14 protein-coding genes and 1 riboswitch are annotated in these 19,352 nt (G+C 65.8%); of the genes, 8 read left to right on the top strand and 6 right to left on the bottom strand.

The genetic code is table 11. The features are described from left to right. Positions 1-79: 79 nt before the first annotated feature. The 3 genes from HSDC_RS11455 to HSDC_RS11445 all read left to right on the top strand — a co-directional run bounded on the left by HSDC_RS11455 (position 80) and on the right by HSDC_RS11445 (position 4,033). Positions 80-1,417, top strand: coding sequence for a DUF2252 domain-containing protein (locus HSDC_RS11455; RefSeq protein ID WP_064700093.1), 1,338 nt, complete (start codon positions 80-82; stop codon positions 1,415-1,417). Positions 1,418-1,493: 76 nt separating this feature from the next. Further along, positions 1,494-2,972, top strand: a complete 1,479-nt coding sequence (locus HSDC_RS11450; protein ID WP_064700092.1) for a protein adenylyltransferase SelO — start codon at positions 1,494-1,496, stop codon at positions 2,970-2,972. A gap of 191 nt (positions 2,973-3,163) precedes the next feature. Beyond that, complete coding sequence (locus tag HSDC_RS11445; RefSeq protein ID WP_064700091.1) at positions 3,164-4,033, top strand: MBL fold metallo-hydrolase; 870 nt, start codon at positions 3,164-3,166, stop codon at positions 4,031-4,033. 75 nt (positions 4,034-4,108) lie between these two features. Here HSDC_RS11445 and katG read toward each other — a convergent pair whose 3' ends face one another. Further along, positions 4,109-6,328, bottom strand: a complete 2,220-nt coding sequence (gene katG / locus HSDC_RS11440; RefSeq protein WP_082920023.1) for a catalase/peroxidase HPI — start codon at positions 6,326-6,328, stop codon at positions 4,109-4,111. Between the two features lie 225 nt (positions 6,329-6,553). Next, positions 6,554-7,501: a LysR family transcriptional regulator gene (locus HSDC_RS11435; RefSeq protein WP_064700090.1), complete on the bottom strand. Its 948-nt coding sequence runs from the start codon at positions 7,499-7,501 to the stop codon at positions 6,554-6,556. A gap of 159 nt (positions 7,502-7,660) precedes the next feature. On the opposite strand from HSDC_RS11435, the gene HSDC_RS11430 reads away from it, so the two are divergent. Beyond that, complete coding sequence (locus HSDC_RS11430) at positions 7,661-9,160, top strand: CoA-acylating methylmalonate-semialdehyde dehydrogenase (protein WP_064700089.1); 1,500 nt, start codon at positions 7,661-7,663, stop codon at positions 9,158-9,160. Between the two features lie 76 nt (positions 9,161-9,236). On the opposite strand, the gene HSDC_RS11425 is transcribed toward HSDC_RS11430, so the two are convergent. The 4 genes from HSDC_RS11425 to HSDC_RS11410 all read right to left on the bottom strand — a co-directional run bounded on the left by HSDC_RS11425 (position 9,237) and on the right by HSDC_RS11410 (position 13,646). Then, entirely contained in the window at positions 9,237-10,733 is a 1,497-nt protein-coding gene (locus tag HSDC_RS11425; RefSeq protein ID WP_064700088.1) for a sodium:solute symporter family protein, read from the bottom strand. 176 nt (positions 10,734-10,909) lie between these two features. Continuing rightward, on the bottom strand, positions 10,910-11,302 hold the full coding sequence (locus HSDC_RS11420) for a RidA family protein (protein ID WP_064700087.1): 393 nt from the start codon (positions 11,300-11,302) through the stop codon (positions 10,910-10,912). Further along, positions 11,299-12,780, bottom strand: coding sequence for an N-acyl-D-amino-acid deacylase family protein (locus HSDC_RS11415; RefSeq protein ID WP_064700086.1), 1,482 nt, complete (start codon positions 12,778-12,780; stop codon positions 11,299-11,301). Before HSDC_RS11415 ends, HSDC_RS11420 begins: the two co-directional genes overlap by 4 nt. 2 nt (positions 12,781-12,782) lie before the next feature. Continuing rightward, complete coding sequence (locus tag HSDC_RS11410) at positions 12,783-13,646, bottom strand: MurR/RpiR family transcriptional regulator (RefSeq protein WP_064700085.1); 864 nt, start codon at positions 13,644-13,646, stop codon at positions 12,783-12,785. Between the two features lie 167 nt (positions 13,647-13,813). On the opposite strand from HSDC_RS11410, the gene HSDC_RS11405 reads away from it, so the two are divergent. From HSDC_RS11405 to ilvD, 4 genes are all read left to right on the top strand, one after another. After that, complete coding sequence (locus HSDC_RS11405; protein ID WP_064700084.1) at positions 13,814-15,025, top strand: amino acid deaminase; 1,212 nt, start codon at positions 13,814-13,816, stop codon at positions 15,023-15,025. A gap of 280 nt (positions 15,026-15,305) precedes the next feature. Then, a riboswitch (TPP riboswitch) is annotated at positions 15,306-15,414 on the top strand. Next, the gene (locus HSDC_RS11400) at positions 15,404-16,819 is read left to right on the top strand and encodes an SLC5/6 family protein (protein ID WP_064700083.1); all 1,416 of its coding nucleotides are present in this window, start codon (positions 15,404-15,406) and stop codon (positions 16,817-16,819) included. (Overlaps the previous riboswitch by 11 nt.) After that, a complete protein-coding gene (locus HSDC_RS11395; protein WP_064700082.1) occupies positions 16,806-17,510 on the top strand; it encodes a TenA family protein in 705 nt (234 codons plus the stop codon). Before HSDC_RS11400 ends, HSDC_RS11395 begins: the two co-directional genes overlap by 14 nt. Positions 17,511-17,659: 149 nt before the next feature. Next, the gene (gene ilvD / locus HSDC_RS11390) at positions 17,660-19,348 is read left to right on the top strand and encodes a dihydroxy-acid dehydratase (protein WP_064700081.1); all 1,689 of its coding nucleotides are present in this window, start codon (positions 17,660-17,662) and stop codon (positions 19,346-19,348) included. Positions 19,349-19,352: the final 4 nt, after the last annotated feature.

Genomic DNA, 19,352 nt, shown 5'->3' with positions numbered 1-19,352 from the left:
GCCTCGGGCGCTGCCTGAAACGTCGATGAATACAGACTCTCGTCGGACAAGGCCTTCGTCGATCATCGGGAGACATCACATGTCGCAACCCCTGACACGTCACAATCGCCCCCGCCAGGTGCTGGACGCGATCACCTCCGCCAATGCCGGGCTCTCCGAGGAGGACCGCGAGGCCAAGTACGCCAAGCTGGCCGAGTCACCCTATCAGTTCTTCCGGGGCACCAATCATCTTTACTGGGACGATGTCTGGCATGACTGGCGATTCGCCCTCTACGGCGGCCTGCCCGAGACGCAGACCTGGCTGCAGGGCGATGCCCACGCCTACAACTTCGGCGCCTACGGGCATCGCGACGATACCGTGCGCTATGGCATGGATGATTTCGACGACGCCATGATCGGCGATTACCAATACGATCTGTGGCGGCTGGCCATCAGCCTGGTGCTCGATGCCCGCGAGAACGTCGGCCTGTCGCGCAAGGCGATCGGCAAGGCGCTGGCGACGTTGACCGAGAGCTACCATGACGAACTGGCTGGCCACCTGAATGGCGAGGCGCCTGACGGCGTGACCCTGGACACCGCCAAGGGCCCCGTGCGGCCCTTTCTCGAGAAGGTCGCCGCCAAGCGCAGTCGCACCAGGATGCTCGACAAGTGGACGAGTGTGACCGATGAAGGTCGCCGCTTCGCCGAACGCCCGGACAAGCTGGCTCGCCTGCCGGCGCATCTGGCCAGCCAGTTGCGCAAGGCTATCGAGGAAGAATACCGCGAGACGCTGGGCGGTGAGCGTGCCGGGGCCGAGGAGGATCACTTCAGGGTCAAGGATCTGGCGCGTCGACTGGATGCCGGTACCGGCTCGCTGGGCCTGGAGCGTTACTATGCGCTGATCGAGGGTGGGCGCGATCATGAGCATGACGACGTGATTCTCGACATCAAGCAGCAGACGCCGCCGGAGGGCTGGCGCTTGATGAATGCCGCCGAAAAACGGGCCTGGCGTCGCGCCTTTCCTCATGAGGGAGCGCGCCATGCTGTCGCCTTCCGTGCCATTGCCGAGCATCCCGACCCCTACCTGGGGTGGTTGCACCTCGGGGACAGCGTGTTCTCGGTGCGTGAGCGCTCGCCCTTCAAGGAGGATTTCCCGACCCACAAGCTGGACGGTGGCAAGGACTACCGCAAGCTGGTCAAGCGCTGGGGGCGCATACTGGCGCGCGAGCACCTGCGCGGCGCCCAGGCTCTGTATCCCGATGATCCGGGCTGCTTTGCACGCAGTGTCTGTGCGCGGCTCGAGGGGCGAGTGGATCACTTCACCGACATGGTCGCCACTCTGGCGGTCAGTTATGCCGAATGCGTCGCCCAGGATCATCGCACCTTCGTTGCCAGCCGGGCCGAACAGGCCGAGGAAGCGTCAGCAGAGAAAGCATGATCGTTGCCGCGCTCGGGAATGTTGGCCGGCTGCGCCTGTCCCTGTAGGGTGAGGGGCCCACTGCACAGGAGGCGTCATGTTCCCGAGCTTTTCCCTGCGCTACGCGCGCCTGCCCGAACGGTTGCGCGCCGAATGCCTACCCACGCCGGTCGAGCGCCCCCGTTTGGTGGCCTTCAATCGGGAGCTTGCCGACGAGCTGGGCTTTGATCTGGCGGCGTTCGAGGCTGACGAGGCCGCCGGGGCACTCGCCGGCAACCAGGTGCCCAAGGGCGCCGAGCCGGTGGCCATGGCCTATGCCGGCCACCAGTTCGGCAACTTCGTGCCCCAGCTCGGTGACGGTCGGGCACTTCTGCTGGGCGAAGTGGTCGACCGCCACGGACGGATTCGCGATATTCAGCTCAAGGGCAGTGGCCGCACGCCTTTCTCCCGTGGTGGTGACGGGCGAGCGCCGCTCGGCCCGGTGTTGCGCGAATATCTGGTCAGCGAGGCCATGCATGCCCTGGGTATTCCGACCACCCGGGCGCTGGCCGCCGTGACCACCGGCGAGCGTGTCTTCCGCCGCATCCCCGAGCCCGGCGCGGTATTGACGCGAGTGGCATCCAGCCATCTGCGGGTGGGCACCTTCCAGTACTTCGCCGCCCGGGGCGACACCGAGGCAGTGCGCCTGCTGGCCGACGAGGCCATCGCCCGTCACTATCCGCATCTCTCCGATCGCGCCGACGACGGCGAGCGTTACCTGGCGCTGCTCGATGCGGTGGCGGAACGCCAGACCGAGCTGGTGGCGCGCTGGATGGGCGTCGGCTTCATCCATGGCGTCATGAACACCGACAACACCGCCATCTCGGGCGAGACTATCGATTATGGCCCCTGTGCCTTCATGGACACCTTCGACCCGCGCACGGTGTACAGCTCCATCGACGAGCAGGGGCGCTATGCCTATGTCAATCAGCCGGTGGTCATCCAGTGGAATCTCGCGCGTTTTGCCGAGACGCTGGTGCCGCTGATCGACAGCGATGGTGAGCGTGCCGTCGAGCGTGCCACACCGATCATCCGAGAGGTTTCGGAACGCTTCGAGGCCCGCTGGCGCGAGGTGATGCGCGCCAAGCTGGGATTGGCCACCGACGAGGACGGCGATGGCGAACTCGCCCAGGCGCTGCTGGATGCCATGCGTGCCGGGCGTGCCGACTTCCATCTGGCCTTCCGTTACCTGGCCGATGCCGTCGAGGCAGCGGCCGAGGCGCCGCGCCTGAAGGACATCTTCGAATCCCGGGACGAGCTCGAGGCATGGCTGCCGCGCTGGCGCGAACGCCTGGCCCGGGAGGAAGCGTCGAACGCTGATATCGTGGCACGCCTGAACGCCGCCAACCCCGCCGTGATTCCTCGCAATCACCGTGTTGCCGAGGCCATCGCCGCCGCCGAGGAAGACGACTTCGAGCCCTTCGAGGCCTTGCTGGCGGTGATCACCGATCCCTATACGACGCCGGACACCGAAGTCGATTACACGCGGCCGCCGCGCGATGAAGAGCGAGTGTTGCGGACGTTCTGCGGCACCTGAGGTTACCCTGCATCTGCCTGGTAACGTTGCCCGGGCGCGTCGTGGCGGGCTGGCACGAGCCTTGCCATTTGCTGGGTATGACAATATGACCTATCGATAGATAAAAAGGTTTGTTTATGATGGGGCGTGTCCCAGGGCGGGACGCGCCAACCTCGATACCTTTCATTCTTCGCTGCAAACGGAGGCATTCCATGTCCCAGCAGCCTATCGTCCAGGTCTTCTTCGACGAGTCCACCAAGACCTTCAGTTACGTGGTGCAGGACCCCGGCAGCAAGGCGTGCGCGATCCTCGATTCGGTGCTCGATTTCGATTATGCCGCCGGGCGTACCGATGTGCGATCCGCCGACGAGATCATCGCCTTCGTGCGCGCTAATCGCCTGGAGGTAGCGTGGATCCTCGAGACCCATGTGCACGCCGACCACCTCTCGGCGGCGCCTTACCTGCAAGAGAAGCTGGGCGGTCGGACCGGTATCGGCGCTAACATCACCGTGGTGCAGGATGTTTTCGGCAAGGCCTTCAATGCGGGGACTGACTTTGCGCGTGACGGCAGCCAGTTTGACCGTCTTTTCAAGGAGGGCGACACCTTCGCCATCGGCAGTCTGAGAGGGCGCGTGCTGCATACGCCGGGACACACGCCGGCTTGCCTGACCTATGTGTTCGAAGGTGTCGCCTTCGTCGGGGACACTCTGTTCATGCCGGATTATGGCACCGCACGCTGCGACTTTCCCGGTGGCGATGCCCGCATGCTGTACCGTTCCATCCAGAAGGTGCTGGCATTGCCCGCCGAGACGCGTCTGTTTTTGTGCCACGACTACAAGACGCCCGAGCGCGAGGAATACCGGCACGAGACCACGGTGGCCGAGCAGCGGGCCCACAACATTCATGTGCATGAAGGTGTCAGCGAGGAGGCGTTTGTCGAGCTGCGCACCGAGCGCGACGCAACCCTGGGCATGCCGCGGCTGATCATCCCCTCGGTGCAGGTCAACATGCGTGCCGGCGAAATGCCTGCCGCCGAGGATAACGGCCAGGTCTATCTCAAGGTACCCATCAACGCGTTCTGAGCCGTTGAGGACATGAAGACGCCGCGCCGACCAGGGGCCGACGCGGCGTCGTTTTCAGGCGTGAGACGGTTCGGATCAGGCGAGATCGAAGCGGTCCGCGTTCATCACCTTGTTCCAGGCAGCCACGAAGTCCTTCACGAATTTCTCCTTGGCGTCATCCTGGGCATAGACCTCGGTCAGGGCGCGCAACTGGGCGTTGGCGCCGAAGACCAGGTCGACACGGGTGGCGGTCCACTTCGTCTCGCCGGTCTTGCGGTCACGGCCCTCGTAGACGTCTTCCTCGGATGAGACCGGCTGCCAGTCGGTGCCCATGTCTGTCAAGTTGATGAAGAAGTCGTTGGTGAGGGTGCCAGGGCGGTCGGTGAGGATGCCATGCGGCACGTCGCCGTGGTTGGCTCCGAGAGCCCTCATGCCGCCGACCAGCACGGTCATTTCCGGGGCGGAAAGTCCCAGCAACTGGGCGCGGTCGACCAGCAGTTCCTCGTCGGGGACGGTGAACTTGGTGCGACGATAGTTGCGGAAACCATCGGCCTCGGGACGCAGCCACTCGAAGGACTCGGCATCGGTCTGGGCCTCGGTGGCGTCGGTACGGCCCGGCGCGAAGGGAACCTCGATGTCGTGGCCGGCATCCTTGGCGGCTTTCTCGATCGCCGCGGCGCCGCCGAGCACGATCAAATCGGCCAGCGAGACCTTCTTGTCGCCCGCTTGGGCGGCGTTGAAGTCGAACTGGATGCCTTCGAGCACCTGCAGCACCTTCGCCAGCTGCTCGGGCTGATTGACTTCCCAGTGCTTCTGCGGCGCCAGTCGAATGCGGGCACCATTGGCACCGCCGCGCTTGTCGGAGCTGCGGTAGGTGCTGGCGGAGGCCCAGGCGGTGTTGACCAGCTCGGTGATCGAGAGGCCGGACCCGAGGAGCTTGCGCTTGAGTTCGGCGATGTCCTGGTCATCGATCAGTTCGTGATCCACCGGCGGCACGGGATCCTGCCAGATCAGGTCCTCGTCGGGGACTTCCGGGCCGAGGTAGCGGGCCTTTGGCCCCATGTCGCGGTGGGTCAGCTTGAACCAGGCTCGAGCGAAGGCGTCGGCGAACTCCTCCGGGTTCTCGTAGAAGCGACGCGAGATCTTCTCGTAGGCCGGGTCGTAACGCAGCGAGAGGTCGGTGACCAGCATCATCGGCGGGCGACGCTTCGAACCACTTTCCGGCCCCGGAACCTCATCGCCCTTGGCGTCCTTGGCAACGAATTGATAGGCGCCGGCCGGGCTCTTGGTCAGCTCCCATTCGTAGCCGAACAGGTTTTCGAAGAAGTAGTTGCTCCACTGGGTGGGGGTCTGCGTCCAGATCACTTCCGGGCCGCCGCCCATGGTGTCTTCGCCCATGCCCTTGCCGTAGCTGCTCTTCCAGCCGAGGCCCATCTGCTCGACGGGGGCGGCTTCGGGTTCGGGGCCGACCTGCTCTTCCGTGCCGGCACCGTGGGTCTTGCCGAAGGTGTGGCCGCCGGCGATCAGCGCTACGGTTTCTTCGTCGTTCATCGCCATGCGGGCGAAGGTCTCGCGGATGTCATGGGCCGCCTTGATCGGGTCGGGCTCGCCCTCGGGGCCCTCCGGGTTCACGTAGATGAGGCCCATGTGGGTGGCGCCCAGCGGGGTTTCCAGCTCTCGCTTTTCCTTGTCGACGATACGCTCGTCGCTGCCGAGCCATTCCTTCTCGGCGCCCCAGTAGACGTCTTCCTCCGGCTCCCAGGTGTCTTCACGACCGCCGGCGAAGCCGAAGGTCTTGAAGCCCATGGACTCCAGCGCCACGTTGCCGGCCAGCACGTACAGGTCGGCCCAGGAGAGCTTGTTGCCGTACTTCTGCTTGATTGGCCACAGCAGGCGACGGGCCTTGTCCAGGTTGACGTTGTCCGGCCAGCTACTGAGCGGCGCGAAGCGTTGCTGGCCGCCTCCCGCACCGCCACGGCCGTCGCCGATGCGGTAGGTGCCGGCGCTGTGCCAGGCCATTCGGATCATCAGGCCGCCATAGTGGCCGAAGTCGGCCGGCCACCAGTCTTGGGAGTCGGTCATCAGGTCGTTGAGGTCCTGCTTGACGGCGGCCAGGTCGAGTTTCTTGAATTCCTCGGCGTAGTTGAACCCTTCGTCCATGGGGTTCGATTTTGTGGTGTGCTGATGGAGGATTCCCAGGTTGAGCTGATTGGGCCACCAGTCACGGTTTTCCGTGCCCTTGCCGCGCATGTTGGTGTTGCTGCCGTGCATCACGGGGCACTGGCCAGCCACCTTGCCATCGTGTTGTTCGCCCATGGTTTTCTCCCCCGATCAATAACTGCTTTAGGTGAAACTGCGTCGTGCGAGACGGGCCCATGCCGAGATGTCGATGCCACTCCGAGAAGCGCAGACATCCGGGGCGCGTCCGTCTATCTACAAGCTACTCCCTGCCGTCCGGGTGTTGCCAAATGCCTTTTCCAACCATAGTGATAGCATCATTCAATAGTGGTCGTGGCCGGCGATGGAGGTGGTGCTTGCGGTTCAGGAGGAGGCCTGGGGAATCGTCAGTTCCTGTCCTTCGCCCATCAGGAAGTCGCGATTGATTGCCAGGGCGTCGCGCAGAAAATCCCAGAGCAGCCGTACCCGGGCGAGTCGGCGCTGCTCCTGGCGCGAGGTGATCCAGAACTGTCGCACGATATCCACTTCGTCGGTCAGCAGGCTGGAAAGTTCCGGTGTGGTGGATGCCATGAAACAGGGTAGCACGGCGAGCCCGGCACCGCGCAGGCAGGCGCTGTACTGGGTGGTGACGCTGGTGCCGCGCATGGCGAAATGCGGGCCGGGATGGCCGACCACGGCCGGGTCGATCAATGGGTCGAGGTAGCTGAGCTGTTCGCTGAAGATCAGGTCGTCGATGTAGCCGATCAGCCGATGGCGGCCCAGGTCGGTGAGTCGCCGGGGGCTGCCCTGGCGATTCAGGTAGGCCTGGCTGCCATAGAGACGCAGTCGATAGTCGCAGAGCCGCGATATCACCAGGCCTGGGCTCGAGGGGCGTTCGATGGTGATCGCCAGGTCGGCTTCGTGACGGCTCAGGTTGACCACGCGGGGCAGGGCTAGCAGGTCCAGTGTCACGCCCGGATGGCGCTCGCAGAAGGCGGTGAGCAGCGGCGCGATCACCCAGGTGCCGAAGCCTTCGGTGACGCCGAGGCGAATCTGGCCGCTGATGCGGTGATTCTGGTCGGCAAGGCCCTCGCTGGCCTCGAAGGCATGACGCGCCATTTCCTCGGCATGAGCCAGCAAGCGATGACCCGCCTCGGTGAGGTGGTAGCCATGAGTGCTACGCTCGAAGAGCTGGGTATTGAGGCGCTGCTCGAAGCGGCGGGTGCGGCGTGACAGGGTCGAGTGGTCGAGCCCCAGTCGTCGGGCGGCGTCGGCGAGTCGCTGGCTGCGCGCCACTTCCAGGAATATCTGGATGTCCTGCCAGTCGAGCATGGGAATCTCCGAGGGATCGGTGGTTGTGCATGAGCGCACAAGCAATGTGCCCGTGTGGCCGTTGTTTCGCTATCCGACGTCTGGCTAGACTCGAATCATTCGGACGTCTTGTCGATATGCACACGACACCACAATCACAATCGTCACAGGAGCATGCTCATGTCCGTCCGCGAGATTCCGATGTACATCGACGGCCAGGCCGTTCCCTCCCGGAGCCAGGAGGTGCGCGATGTGGTCAATCCCGCTACCCAGGAAGTGGTCGCCCGCGTGCCGTTTTGTACCATCGAGGAGGTCGATCGCGCCGTGGCCAGCGCCAAGGAGGCCTTCAAGAGCTGGCGGAAGGTGCCGCTGGCCAAGCGGCAGCGGATCATGCTCAAGCTTCAGGCACTGATTCGCGAGCACACCGAGGAGCTGGCGGCGCTGATCACCGAGGAGCACGGCAAGACCCTGCCGGATGCCGCCGGTGAGGTGGGGCGCGGTCTGGAAGTCGTGGAGCATGCCTGCTCGATCACCTCGCTTCAGCTCGGTGAGCTGGCCGAGAATGCCGCCAGCGAAGTGGATGTCTATACCCTCAACCAGCCACTGGGCGTGGGAGCCGGCATCACCGCCTTCAACTTCCCGATCATGCTGCCCTGCTTCATGTTTCCGCTGGCCATCGCCACCGGCAATACCTTCGTGCTCAAGCCCTCCGAGCAGGACCCCAGTTCGACCATGCGACTGGTGGAACTGGCCCACGAGGCCGGCGTACCGGCCGGCGTGCTCAATGTGGTGCATGGCGGGCCGGACGTCGCCAATCGAATCGCCGATCATCACGATATCAAGGCGCTGTCCTTCATCGGCTCGACCCATGTCGGCTCGCTGCTCTACAACCGCGCGGCGGCCGCCGGCAAACGCATGCAGGCGATGATGGGCGCCAAGAACCATTGCGTGGTCATGCCCGATGCCAATCGCAGCCAGGCCATCAACAACCTGCTGGGGTCGGCCTTCGGTGCTGCCGGTCAGCGTTGCATGGCCAACTCCGTGGTGGTGCTGGTCGGCGAGGCGCGGGCCTGGCTTGACGATATCGCCGAGGGTGCGCGCAACATGAAAGTTGGTCCTGGCACCCAACGTGACGCCGATCTCGGGCCGCTGGTGTCGCCGGCCGCCAAGGCCCGGGTGGAGGACCTGATCGCCACCGGCGAACGCGAGGGGGCCAGGTTGCTGGTCGACGGACGCGGCCATCAGGTGGAAGGCTACCCCGATGGCAACTTCGTGGGGCCGACCCTGTTCAGCGACGTGACCGCCGAGATGACCATCTACCGCGAGGAGATCTTCGGGCCGGTACTGTGCGTGGTGGCTGTCGAGACCCTGGACGAGGCCATCGACTTCATCAACGCCAACCCCAACGGCAACGGCACCTCCATCTTCACCAACTCGGGCTGGGTGGCACGCCGCTTCGAGACCGAGATCGATGTCGGCCAGGTCGGCATCAACGTGCCGATTCCGGTGCCGGTGGCCTACTTCAGCTTCACCGGTTCCCGGGCCTCCAAGCTCGGCGACCTGGGACCCAACGGCAAGCAGGCGATTGCCTTCTGGACCCAGACCAAGACCGTGACCGCCCGCTGGTACGAGCCGGAGAACGTCTCCAGTGGCATCAACAGCACGATTTCGCTGAGCTGATTCGAGCGCGCCGATACCCGACGGCCCCGCCTCATGGGAGGCGGGGCCGTCGTCGTTCTCGAGGGGAAGGCGTCACTTACCCTTTGGAGGATGCCGCGGAGGCCGTCAGGTTGGCCTCGGGGGCTTCCTCCATGCGGCGCCGCTCCTGGTCGAGGATGGCCAGAGCCTGCTCGGGCGTGGTGCGCGGAGCCCGGGTCAGCAGGCTGGCGACCACGCCGCCGCCGATCGCCAGCAGTACCGAGGGAATGCTCGGGTTGCCCCAAAAGTCGTTCCAGCCGGCATTGGCGGTGATCGCCAGCGACGTGGCCGAGGCAGTGACCAGCGAGGCCACGGCTCCCTGCCAGTTGTAGCGCGGCCAGAAGCGACCCAGCAGCCCGCACACGAACATCCCGGCCAGCACCGTCGAGATCATCGTGGTGATGTAGTCGATGACATTGTCGGAAGCCAGGGCGAACGTCAGGGCCAGGCCGATGGTGACGACCAGCGCGAGGCGCGAGTAGAGCACCACGTGACGTGCCGAGGGTGCCCGGCCGGTGAATAGCACGTAGAGGTCGCGCATCAGCGTCGAGACCCCGGCGATGGCATCGGAACTGGCGCTGGACATGGTCGCCGAAAGGCCGGCGACCAGCAGCAGCAGGCCGAGCCCCAGCGGCAGCACCTCGGTGGCGAGGAAGGGGAAGGCGAAGTTGCTGTTGTCCAGCCCGGGATTCAGGACATGGGTGGCCATGCCGATGATCGCCGGCACGATCGAGAAGGCCAGGTAGAGCACGCCGGTGACCAGGAAGGAGCGCCGCACAGAGCCCACCGACTTGCCGGAGTAGATGCGCTGGCGGAACGAGGGCGTGGCGAGCACACCGACGGCGATGACCGCTGCCAGCGACAGTGCCGGCAGCGCGCCGATCTTGTCGATGCCGAGCAGGCTGGTGGCATCGGCATCCATGTTCGCCGTGAGTCCCGAGAAGCCGCCGACCTCGACTAGTGCCAGGCCGGCCATCAGGAAGAAGCCGACGAACAGCACGATGGCTTGAATGGTGTCGGTCCAGACCACCGCCATGTAGCCGCCGATCACGCAGTAGATGCCGAAGCCCAGTGCCACGATGACCTTGGCCAGGGCGGGGTCGATATCGGCCATCCAGGCTAGGTAGAGACCGCCTCCCAGGATGTGGGCGCCGAGCCAGCCGATGCAGGCGATGTAGATCAACAGGGCGACGAGGTTGCGTACCAGGCGATTGGCGCCGACGTAGTATGCCAGCTCCTCGCTCATGGTCATGAAGCGCAGCTTGCGGACCGGGGCGAACAGCAGGGCCAGCAGCAGCACGCCGACCGCGCCGCCGATGCCGTACAGGGCGCCGGCCCAGCCATTGGTATAGCCGAAGCCGACCGCACCCATGCTCGAGCCGGTACCGACCATGGTGGCCACGGTGGTGCCGACGGTCAGAAACAGCGGCACGCTGCGCCCGCCGAGCAGGAAGTCATCGCCGCTGCCGCGACTGTGCCGCGAGACCCACCAGCCGAAGCCGATCATCAGGACGATGTAGGCGAAAAAGCTACCGAGGAAGATATGACTGTTCATACATGCCTCTTATAATTGTTGGCTCGGTCGTTGCCGCGACCGAGGCAGTGGTAAGAAGGTTGTGTCTATCGCTGTGTGGCGCCGTGCCCTTGCCGGGGCGCGGCGCCTTTTCGATTCACGGTCGCTGGGTGTCGCGCTCGCTGTCCTCCTCTCCTGCCGGTCCGTCGTTGACGTTCTCAGGCACGGTCGGCGCGGTAGCAGGCGACGTCGACCTCGACCTTGCAGTCGACCACCAGGTCCTGGACGCTGCAGATTCGCGCCGGCGGATGGTCTCCGAAGATCTCGGCGAACACCTTGTTGAACGACGAGAAATAGCGCGCGTCGGTGAGCACCGCGGTGACGTGCACCACGTCCTCCACGCCATAACCGGCCTCGTGCATGATGGCCAGGCAGTTGTCGAAGGCCAGGCGGGTCTGCTCGACGATGCCGCCTTCGACGACCTCGCCGTCGGTCATGGGCGTCTGGCCGGAGACGCGCAGCCAGCCGCCGGCCTCGACGGCGCGGGAGAAGGGCAGTTTCTGGCCGCCGGTACCGGTACCGCCTTCGGCGCCGTAGCGTTTGATGGTCATGGAGAATCCTCCGTCATGGCATGAATGGGAGTGGGAGAAAGGCGTTCCCGCCGGCGCAGCAGGCGCCCGCGGCGATGCTTGGCGAACTCGCCGTCGCGATAGGCGATCGCGCCGTTGACCGTGACCAGCTCGATGCCGCGAGCCGCGGCGATGGGCCGGGCGTAATCGGCGGTGTCCTCGAGCGTCGTCAGGTCGAACAGGGTCAGGTCGGCGTAGGCGCCCTCGCGGATGACGCCACGGTCGGTCAGGCCGAACTGCGCCGCCGAGAGGCCGGTCATCTTGCGTACGGCCTCGGCCAGTGGCATCAGGCCCAGGTCGCGGCTGTAGCGGGCCAGGACCCGTGGAAAGGCGCCCCACAGGCGTGGATGCGGATGCGGGTCGTTGGGCAGGCCGTCGGAGCCGATCATCGACAGCGGGTGCGCCAGCACCCGGCGCATGTCGTCCTCGCTCATGTTGTGATAGACGGCGCCGGCCGGCTGCAGGCGTCGCGCGGTCTCCATCAGCGAGAGGTTCCAGTCGGCGGCGATGTCGGCCAACGGGCGGCGCGCCTGTTCGGGGTGAGGGTCCGACCAGGTGATGAAGATCGCGATCTCGTCGGTGACCTGCCCCAGATCGAGGGTCGAGGAACCCGCCGTGTAGGGATAGCAGTCGCAGTGCACGCGGTGTTCCTGCGCGGCGTGCTCGAGGCTGGAGAGGGCCTGGGGGGCGTTGCCCCAGTTGCCGGCACCGGCGCACTTGAGATGCGAGATGACCAGTGGTGCCCGGCCGTGCCGGGCGGTGGCGTAGGCCTCGTCCATGGCGTCGAGCAGACCGGCGAATTCGTCGCGCAGGTGCGTGGTGTAGAGGCCGCCGGCGGCGCCGACCTCGTCGACCAGGGCGCGCATCTCGGCGCCGGGGGCGTGGAAGGCGTTGCGGTAGGCCAGACCCGAGCTCATGCCCAGGGCGCCATCATCGAGGGCCTCGCGCAACGAGCGCCGCATGGCCTCGATCTCCGCCGCCTCGGCGGGTCGGGCGAAGTCGTCCATCACCTGGCTGCGCAGGCTGGTATGGCCGACCAGCGCGGCGACGTTGACCGAAGGAACGGCCTCATCCACGGCGCGGGCGTAGTCGGCGAAGCTCGGGTAGCGGAAGTCCTCGACACCACCCAGAAGGTTCATCGGGTCCGGTACTGTGTCGTGCAGCGTCACGGGAGAGGCACTGATGCCGCAGTTGCCCACCACCACCGTGGTCACGCCCTGGGACAGCTTGGGCCGCATCTCGGGCGTGCGGATGACATTGGTGTCGTCGTGGGTGTGGACATCGATGAAGCCCGGCGCCAGATGGCGTCCGTGAGCCTCGATGACGGTCGTGGCGTCGTCCGCATCGAGCCTTCCCACGGCGGCGATGCGTTCGCCGTTCACGGCGACGTCGGCCGGGAAGGGGGCGCTACCGGTGCCGTCGAGCACCGTGGCGCCGCGAATCAACAGGTCGAAATGCATGGTCAGTCCCCGAGTGGCTGGCGGTTGTCGCCGCCGCGATGGGCGTCCAGGGTGATCTTGAGCCGGCGCAGCTTGTCGCGGGAGCGGTCCTGGTGACGCAGAGCGAGCTCGAGGGCCAGCACATCGATGGCGGCGAGCACGGCATAGCGGGATGCCGAGGGGTGATAGATGAAGTCGGTCTCGCGGGTGGCCACCGGCAGCACGACATCGGCGTTCTCGGACAGGGGCGAGCCGTTGGCGGTGATCGCCACGACTCGCGCGCCGTACTGGCGGGCGATCTGTGCCGACTCGACGATCTCGGGCGTGTAACCGCTCACCGAGAGGGTGACCACCACGTCGTCGGCTTCCAGGGTCGAGGCCACCATGCGTGGCAGCAGCGATTGCGGGTAGGCGCTGATCGCATACCCGAGCCGGACCAGCCGGAACTGCAGTTCCTGGGCCAGCATGGTGGAGCCGCCGCCGGCACCGAACACCAGGATCTGGCGGGCGCCGTCGAGCAGATCGATGGCGCCCGCCACGTCGGCCTGTTCCATCAGCTCGCGATTGACGCCGAGCGTCTGGGTGGCGATGTCGTAGACAGCGCCGAGCCCATCGGTATCGCCGGCATCCTGGATGAAGCGTCGTCCGGCCGCCAGGGCGCGGGCCAGGCGCAGCTTGAGGTCGCGTACATTCTGGCACCCCACGGCACGGGCGAAGCGGGTCACGCTGGCGTCGCTGACGTCGGCCCGCTCGGCGATGGCGCCGATGCTAGCCTCGCTGACGAAGTCGATATCGGCGAAGATCAACTCGGCGACCTTCTTTTCGGCGTCACGCAAGCCGGCGAAATCGCTGGTGATGCGCGACAGAATGTCGATGTCCTGAGTCACCGCTGTCTCCTGGGGTGTGGCCAATGGCCTCGAGAGTGGCTGTGGTTGTCTGTCGAATACGTTATGGTATTTTCTAACAACAAATCAATATCTGTGAAAGTTTTTATCAGGCCGGCCGTCGGACAGGCATTTCGCAAGGCCGAGGCCCGCAAACGAGGAGTGACGAGATGCACGAGACGGCGCCGAAGATGGGCAACAAGGGAACCCCGGAATCCGGGGCTTCACTGCTGGAGGGCGTGAGCCTGCCGGCAGCCGCGATACAGGCGGCGCCGTTGGCGCACAACCTGGCGTGGATGCAGCGTTTCGCCGAGGCGCATGGCGCCCAGTTGGCGCCGCACGGCAAGACCACCATGACGCCCGAGCTGTTTCGCCGTCAGCTCGAGGCCGGCGCCTGGGGAATCACCCTGGCCACCGCGCCACAGTGCCGCGCGGCCTTCGTCAGCGGGGTCGAACGGTTACTGATGGCCAACCAGCTGGTGGGATGTGCCAACATGGCGATCATCGCCGATCTGCTCGAAGCCGGCGCCGATTTTTACTGCGTGGTCGACGGCGAGGACAATGCTCGGGCCCTGGGGCGCTTCTTCGACGAGCGCGGCCTGACCCTCAAGGTATTGATCGAGCTGGGCGTCGAAGGCGGGCGCACTGGCTGTCGTTCCGTCGAGGCGGTGAGCGAGCTGGCTCGAGTCGTCGACGCTGAACCGGGCCTGGCGCTGGCCGGCATGGAGGGCTACGAGGGAGTGGTGCATGCCGAAGACCCGGTGCCGGCGATTCGCGATTACGCCGCCCGGCTGATCGAGGCCGCTCGTCGCTTGGATGGCGAGGGTCGGTTTACCGTGGATGCCCCGATCATCACCGCCTCGGGGTCGGCCTGGTATGACCTGATCGCCGAGGCTTTCGATGCCGCCGAACTGCGTTCACGCTTCACGCCGGTGATCCGTCCTGGCTGCTATGTAGTGCACGATCACGGCATCTACCGCCAGGCTCAGCGTGGTGTGCTGTCGCGTCGGCCCGATCTGCACGAAGGGTTGCGACCGGCGCTCGAGGTCTTCGCCCAGATACAGTCGTTGCCCGAGCCGGGGCTGGCGATCATCGCGCTCGGCAAGCGGGACATCGGCTTCGATCACCTGCCCGAGCCGCTGCGCCGCTATCGTGAGGGCGGCTCGGCGGACGAGGCCCTGAGCGTCGAAGGCTGGGAGCTCACCAAGCTGATGGACCAGCACGCCTTCATCCGCCTGCCCGAGGGCGCCGACGATGTCCGGGTCGGCGATGTGGTGGCCTTCGGGGCTTCCCACCCTTGCCTGACCTTCGACAAGTGGCGGCGGATCTGCCTGGTCGATGAGCGGCTGAGGGTGACCGAGATGCTCGAGACGGCGTTCTGAGCGACTGCCCGGAACTATCGAGGATCAAGAACGATATCCGCCAGGGGCAAAATCAATCCGTCGACAAGCCTGCGAGGAGGCGCTGTGAATACCTCCCTGTACGCTACCGACGCCATTCCTTGGCGTCGGACCTCCTCTTCGGCTTGTCCCCGGTGCCTCTTTGTCATGCCCAGCCGAGCCACTGTTCGTCTTCCACTGCTGAGTGTGGCATGCTGTCGGGCGGTCCTTTCGGGCCGTCATGCGCACGGGGATTTCTGCACCCTGTGCCCCACAATTCATTCACTGTCGCCAGGGGAGTCTCGTACCGACGGGGCTGAGAGAGCGCGTGGCGCTGACCCTGGAACCTGATCCGGTTCACACCGGCGGAGGAAGTGCGACATGCCTTACCTGACGTCAGCCGTGCTTGGCGCGGCGCTGCTGTGTTTTGCCTATCTGGGCCTGCGGGCTCGCCGGGCCGATGGCCCCCTCGACGACTATGTGACGGCGCGGAACTCCCAGAGTGCCCGCTCGCTGGGCGTGTCATTCCTGGCTTCGGGCATGGGCGCCTGGATTCTCTTCGCGCCACCGGAAATCGGTGCCATGGTGGGGCCGTTGGCGCTGGCCGGCTATGCGATCGGCTCCTCCTTACCCTTTATCGTGCTGAGTCTGTATGGCCCGGTGATCCGTCGTTATCTGCCCGAGGGGCGCAGCATCGGCGAGTTCGCCGAGGCGTGCTACGGGCAGGGCGTGCGCCGCTGGGTCACGCTTGTCTCGATTCTTTACATGGCCTGTTTCCTGGCCGCCGAGTTGACGGCCATCGGCGCGATCGCCTCCTTGCTGTCCGAGGTGCCGTCGTGGCTGGTGGTGATGGGGGTAGCGGTGGCCACCCTGGTGTACACGGCCGTGGGCGGGCTGCGCGCCAGCCTGGCCACGGATCGCTGGCAGGGCTGGCTGTTGCTGGCGCTCCTGGTGCTGGTGGTTGGCGTGGTGATCTGGGTGCTGCCGCCCTTGCCGGAGAACGCTGAAATGCCGACCGCGCCTTCGGTGAATGCGCTCTCGGTGGCCCTGACCCTGATCATCGCGGTCACGGCGGCAGAGCTGTTCCACCAGGGCTATTGGCAGCGCGTCTGGGCCGCCGAGACGAATCGTGCACTGGGACGCGGCGCTCTGCTGGGTGGGGCCGGTGTGCTGCTGGTGATCATGGCCATCGGGGGGCTCGGCATGCTGGCCGTCATGCATGGGTTGCCGCTGGGCGAGCCGCCGATTCCCTTCTTCGCCCTGCTGGCCGAGGCGCCGAGCTGGCTGGGCGTGCCGGCACTGGTACTGGCCGTCACCTTGGTGGCCTCGAGCGTGGATACCCTGCAGAACGCCATTGCCTCGCTGGTGGTGGCTGGCTCCGGGCGCCGCGGCCTGTCCATCGGCACCGCCCGGTTGGTGACCGTGCTGCTGATGCTCCCGGTGGTGGTGGTCGCCTTGCAGGAGCTCTCCGTGCTGCGGCTGTTTTTGATCGCCGACCTGCTGTGTGCCGCCACTGTGGTGCCGGTATTGCTGGGTGTCTGGCATCGGATGAGCTCGGTGGCGGCGATGGCCGGCGGCGTGGCTGGCCTGGTCGGTGCGATCGTGCCTGGCTGGGTAACCCAGGGGAGCCTGATGGCAGGCGTACAGGCGGCCAGCTTCCCGGGCGGCATTCCCACGCTCTCGCCGTTTCTCTGCGCTCTGGTGGCGTCCACCCTGGTCAGTCTGTTGATTGCCTGGTGTTGGCCAGCCACACGCGCCCCTCTGTCGGCGAAGGAGGCACGTCATGACCACGCGTGACAGCTGGCGAGCCTGGGCCTCGGGCCGGAAAGCCCCTCGCATCACCGACTGGCTGCGCGAGATCAGCGAGCCCGACTGGTCCGCCACGGTGCACCACCCGCTGTTCGACGATCTGGCCGCCGGGCGTCTGGAGGGCAAGCGTTTCGCGGCCTACATGGTGCAGGACTATGGGTTCGTGGACCCCTTCACCGCCTTGATCGGTCACGCCATCGGTCATGCGCCGAGCATGGCGGATCGCGTGGTGCTGGGACAGTTCATGGGCATGTTGACCAGCGACGAGAACAGCACCTTCCAGCGTACCTTCGAGGCCTTTGGCGTGTCGGCCCGAGCCGACCACCTGCCGGCGACCCGTGATTTCCGGCACCTGCTTCACGAGGTCGGCATGGGCGGCCAGGCTTCCGCAAGTGGCCGCTATGCCGAGATACTGGCGGTGCTGGTGGTCACCGAATGGCTCTACCTGGCTTGGGCGACCCGGATTTCCCGGACCGAGGGCCTGCATCCACTGATGGGCGAGTGGATCGACCTGCATGACAACCCGGACTTCCAGGCTTTCGTCGACTGGCTGCGCCAGCGCCTGGACGAAGAGGCGGCCGGGCTCGATGACACCGACTTCTCGCGGATGGCCGAGCGCTTCCGCGAGACGGTGGCCAAGGAACTGGCGTTCCACGACGCCGTCCATCCCTGCCGCTGACGCTGTTGGGGAGGCCATCCTCGGCCACGAACGGGTTGTCAGCGCGGGCATGCCCGGTCACTCTCTGAAGGCCAGGCCTTTTACGCGAAAGGGCCCGCTCGTCGACTTTTTATATGACAACCAGGACTAGCGACCCGAGGAGAGCCCGCATGAGCGATACGCCAAGTGATGCACGTCGTCGATATTCCGCCCCGGTGGTAGATGGCGTCGGCAAGTCGGCCAGCCGCGCCATGTTACGTGCGGTCGGCTTTTCCGATGACGACTTCAGCAAGCCGCAGGTGGGCATTGCCTCGACCTGGAGCCAGGTCACGCCCTGCAACAGCCATCTCGCCGAACTGGCCGATCGGGCCAGTGCCGGGGCCGACGCGGCGGGTGGCAAAGGAGTGATCTTCAATACCATCACCATTTCCGATGGCATCGCCAACGGCACCGAGGGCATGAAGTACTCGCTGGTGTCGCGGGAGGTGATCGCCGACTCCATCGAGACGGTGGCCGGCTGCGAGGGCTTCGATGGCCTGGTGGCGCTGGGCGGCTGCGACAAGAACATGCCGGGGTGCCTGATGGGGCTGGCCCGATTGAATCGCTCCAGCGTCTTCGTCTATGGCGGTACCATCATGCCCGGCGCCGACCATACCGACCTGGTCTCGGTGTTCGAGGCCATGGGCGCCCACAGTCGAGGCGATCTCGATCTCATTGACGTGAAGCGCATCGAGGAGACGGCGATTCCCGGCCCCGGGGCCTGTGGCGGTATGTACACCGCCAACACCATGGCCTCGGCCATCGAGGCGTTGGGCATGAGCCTGCCGGGCAGCTCCGCCCAGAACGCCGTGTCGGACGAGAAGCGAGCCGACAGTCATGCGGCGGGGGAGGCCGTCTTGAACCTGCTCGAGCATGACATCAAGCCTTCGGACATCATGACCCGGGAGGCCTTCGAGAATGCCATCACGGTGGTGATCGCGCTGGGCGGCTCGACCAATGCCGTGCTGCATCTGATCGCCATGGCCGACACCATCGGCGTGCCGCTGGGTCTCGATGACTTCACCGCCATCGGCCGCCGTGTGCCGGTGCTTGCTGACCTGCGTCCCAGTGGGCACTACATGATGAGCGAGTTGGTCGCCATCGGCGGTATCCTGCCGCTGATGAAGACCCTGCTCGATGCCGGCCTGCTGCATGGCGATTGCCTGACGGTGACGGGGCGGACCCTGGCAGAGAACCTGGCCGATGTGGCGCCCTATCCCGAGGGCCAATCGATCATCGCCCCCCTCGAGGCACCGCTCAAGGACGAGAGCCATCTGCGCATCCTCTACGGCAATCTGGCGCCGGAGGGAGCTGTGGCCAAGATCACCGGCAAGGAAGGCACCCGGTTCACCGGCACGGCGCGGGTATTCGGCTCCGAGGAGCAGGCCCAGGTGAGCATCAACGACGGCGGCGTGGTGGCCGGCGATGTCGTGGTCATCCGTTACGAAGGGCCGCGTGGCGGGCCGGGCATGCGCGAGATGCTGACGCCGACCTCGGCGATCATGGGGCGAGGCCTCGGCGACCAGGTGGCCTTGATCACCGATGGGCGCTTCTCCGGTGGCAGCCACGGATTCGTGGTCGGTCACGTCACGCCCGAAGCCTTCGACGGCGGCCCCCTGGCGCTGCTGGAGGATGGCGACATCATCACCATCGACGCCGAGGCCAATACCATCGACGTGGCGCTGGACGACGATGAACTGGCGCGGCGGCGTAACGCCTGGCGACGCCCCGAGCCTCGCTATACCCGGGGCGCCCTGGCCAAGTATGCGCGGGTTGTCAGCTCGGCCTCGATGGGCGCGGTGACCGACCGCCTGGAGTGACCAG

Origin of the sequence: Halomonas caseinilytica (genome assembly GCF_001662285.1) — a bacterium.
Taxonomy (GTDB): Bacteria; Pseudomonadota; Gammaproteobacteria; order Pseudomonadales; family Halomonadaceae; genus Halomonas; species Halomonas caseinilytica.
This window is presented reverse-complemented; position numbering and strand designations above follow the sequence as displayed.

What these genes read in the sequence shown, in the direction of transcription:
- ilvD (WP_064700081.1), top strand. Translation starts at nt 17,660, where the DNA reads ATGAGCGATACGCCAAGTGATGCACGTCGTCGATATTCCGCCCCGGTG.
- HSDC_RS11405 (WP_064700084.1), top strand. Translation starts at nt 13,814, where the DNA reads ATGCACGAGACGGCGCCGAAGATGGGCAACAAGGGAACCCCGGAATCC.
- HSDC_RS11445 (WP_064700091.1), top strand. Translation starts at nt 3,164, where the DNA reads ATGTCCCAGCAGCCTATCGTCCAGGTCTTCTTCGACGAGTCCACCAAG.
- HSDC_RS11450 (WP_064700092.1), top strand. Translation starts at nt 1,494, where the DNA reads ATGTTCCCGAGCTTTTCCCTGCGCTACGCGCGCCTGCCCGAACGGTTG.
- katG (WP_082920023.1), bottom strand. Translation starts at nt 6,328, where the DNA reads ATGGGCGAACAACACGATGGCAAGGTGGCTGGCCAGTGCCCCGTGATG.
- HSDC_RS11395 (WP_064700082.1), top strand. Translation starts at nt 16,806, where the DNA reads ATGACCACGCGTGACAGCTGGCGAGCCTGGGCCTCGGGCCGGAAAGCC.
- HSDC_RS11400 (WP_064700083.1), top strand. Translation starts at nt 15,404, where the DNA reads ATGCCTTACCTGACGTCAGCCGTGCTTGGCGCGGCGCTGCTGTGTTTT.
- HSDC_RS11455 (WP_064700093.1), top strand. Translation starts at nt 80, where the DNA reads ATGTCGCAACCCCTGACACGTCACAATCGCCCCCGCCAGGTGCTGGAC.
- HSDC_RS11435 (WP_064700090.1), bottom strand. Translation starts at nt 7,501, where the DNA reads ATGCTCGACTGGCAGGACATCCAGATATTCCTGGAAGTGGCGCGCAGC.
- HSDC_RS11430 (WP_064700089.1), top strand. Translation starts at nt 7,661, where the DNA reads ATGTCCGTCCGCGAGATTCCGATGTACATCGACGGCCAGGCCGTTCCC.
- HSDC_RS11415 (WP_064700086.1), bottom strand. Translation starts at nt 12,780, where the DNA reads ATGCATTTCGACCTGTTGATTCGCGGCGCCACGGTGCTCGACGGCACC.
- HSDC_RS11425 (WP_064700088.1), bottom strand. Translation starts at nt 10,733, where the DNA reads ATGAACAGTCATATCTTCCTCGGTAGCTTTTTCGCCTACATCGTCCTG.
- HSDC_RS11420 (WP_064700087.1), bottom strand. Translation starts at nt 11,302, where the DNA reads ATGACCATCAAACGCTACGGCGCCGAAGGCGGTACCGGTACCGGCGGC.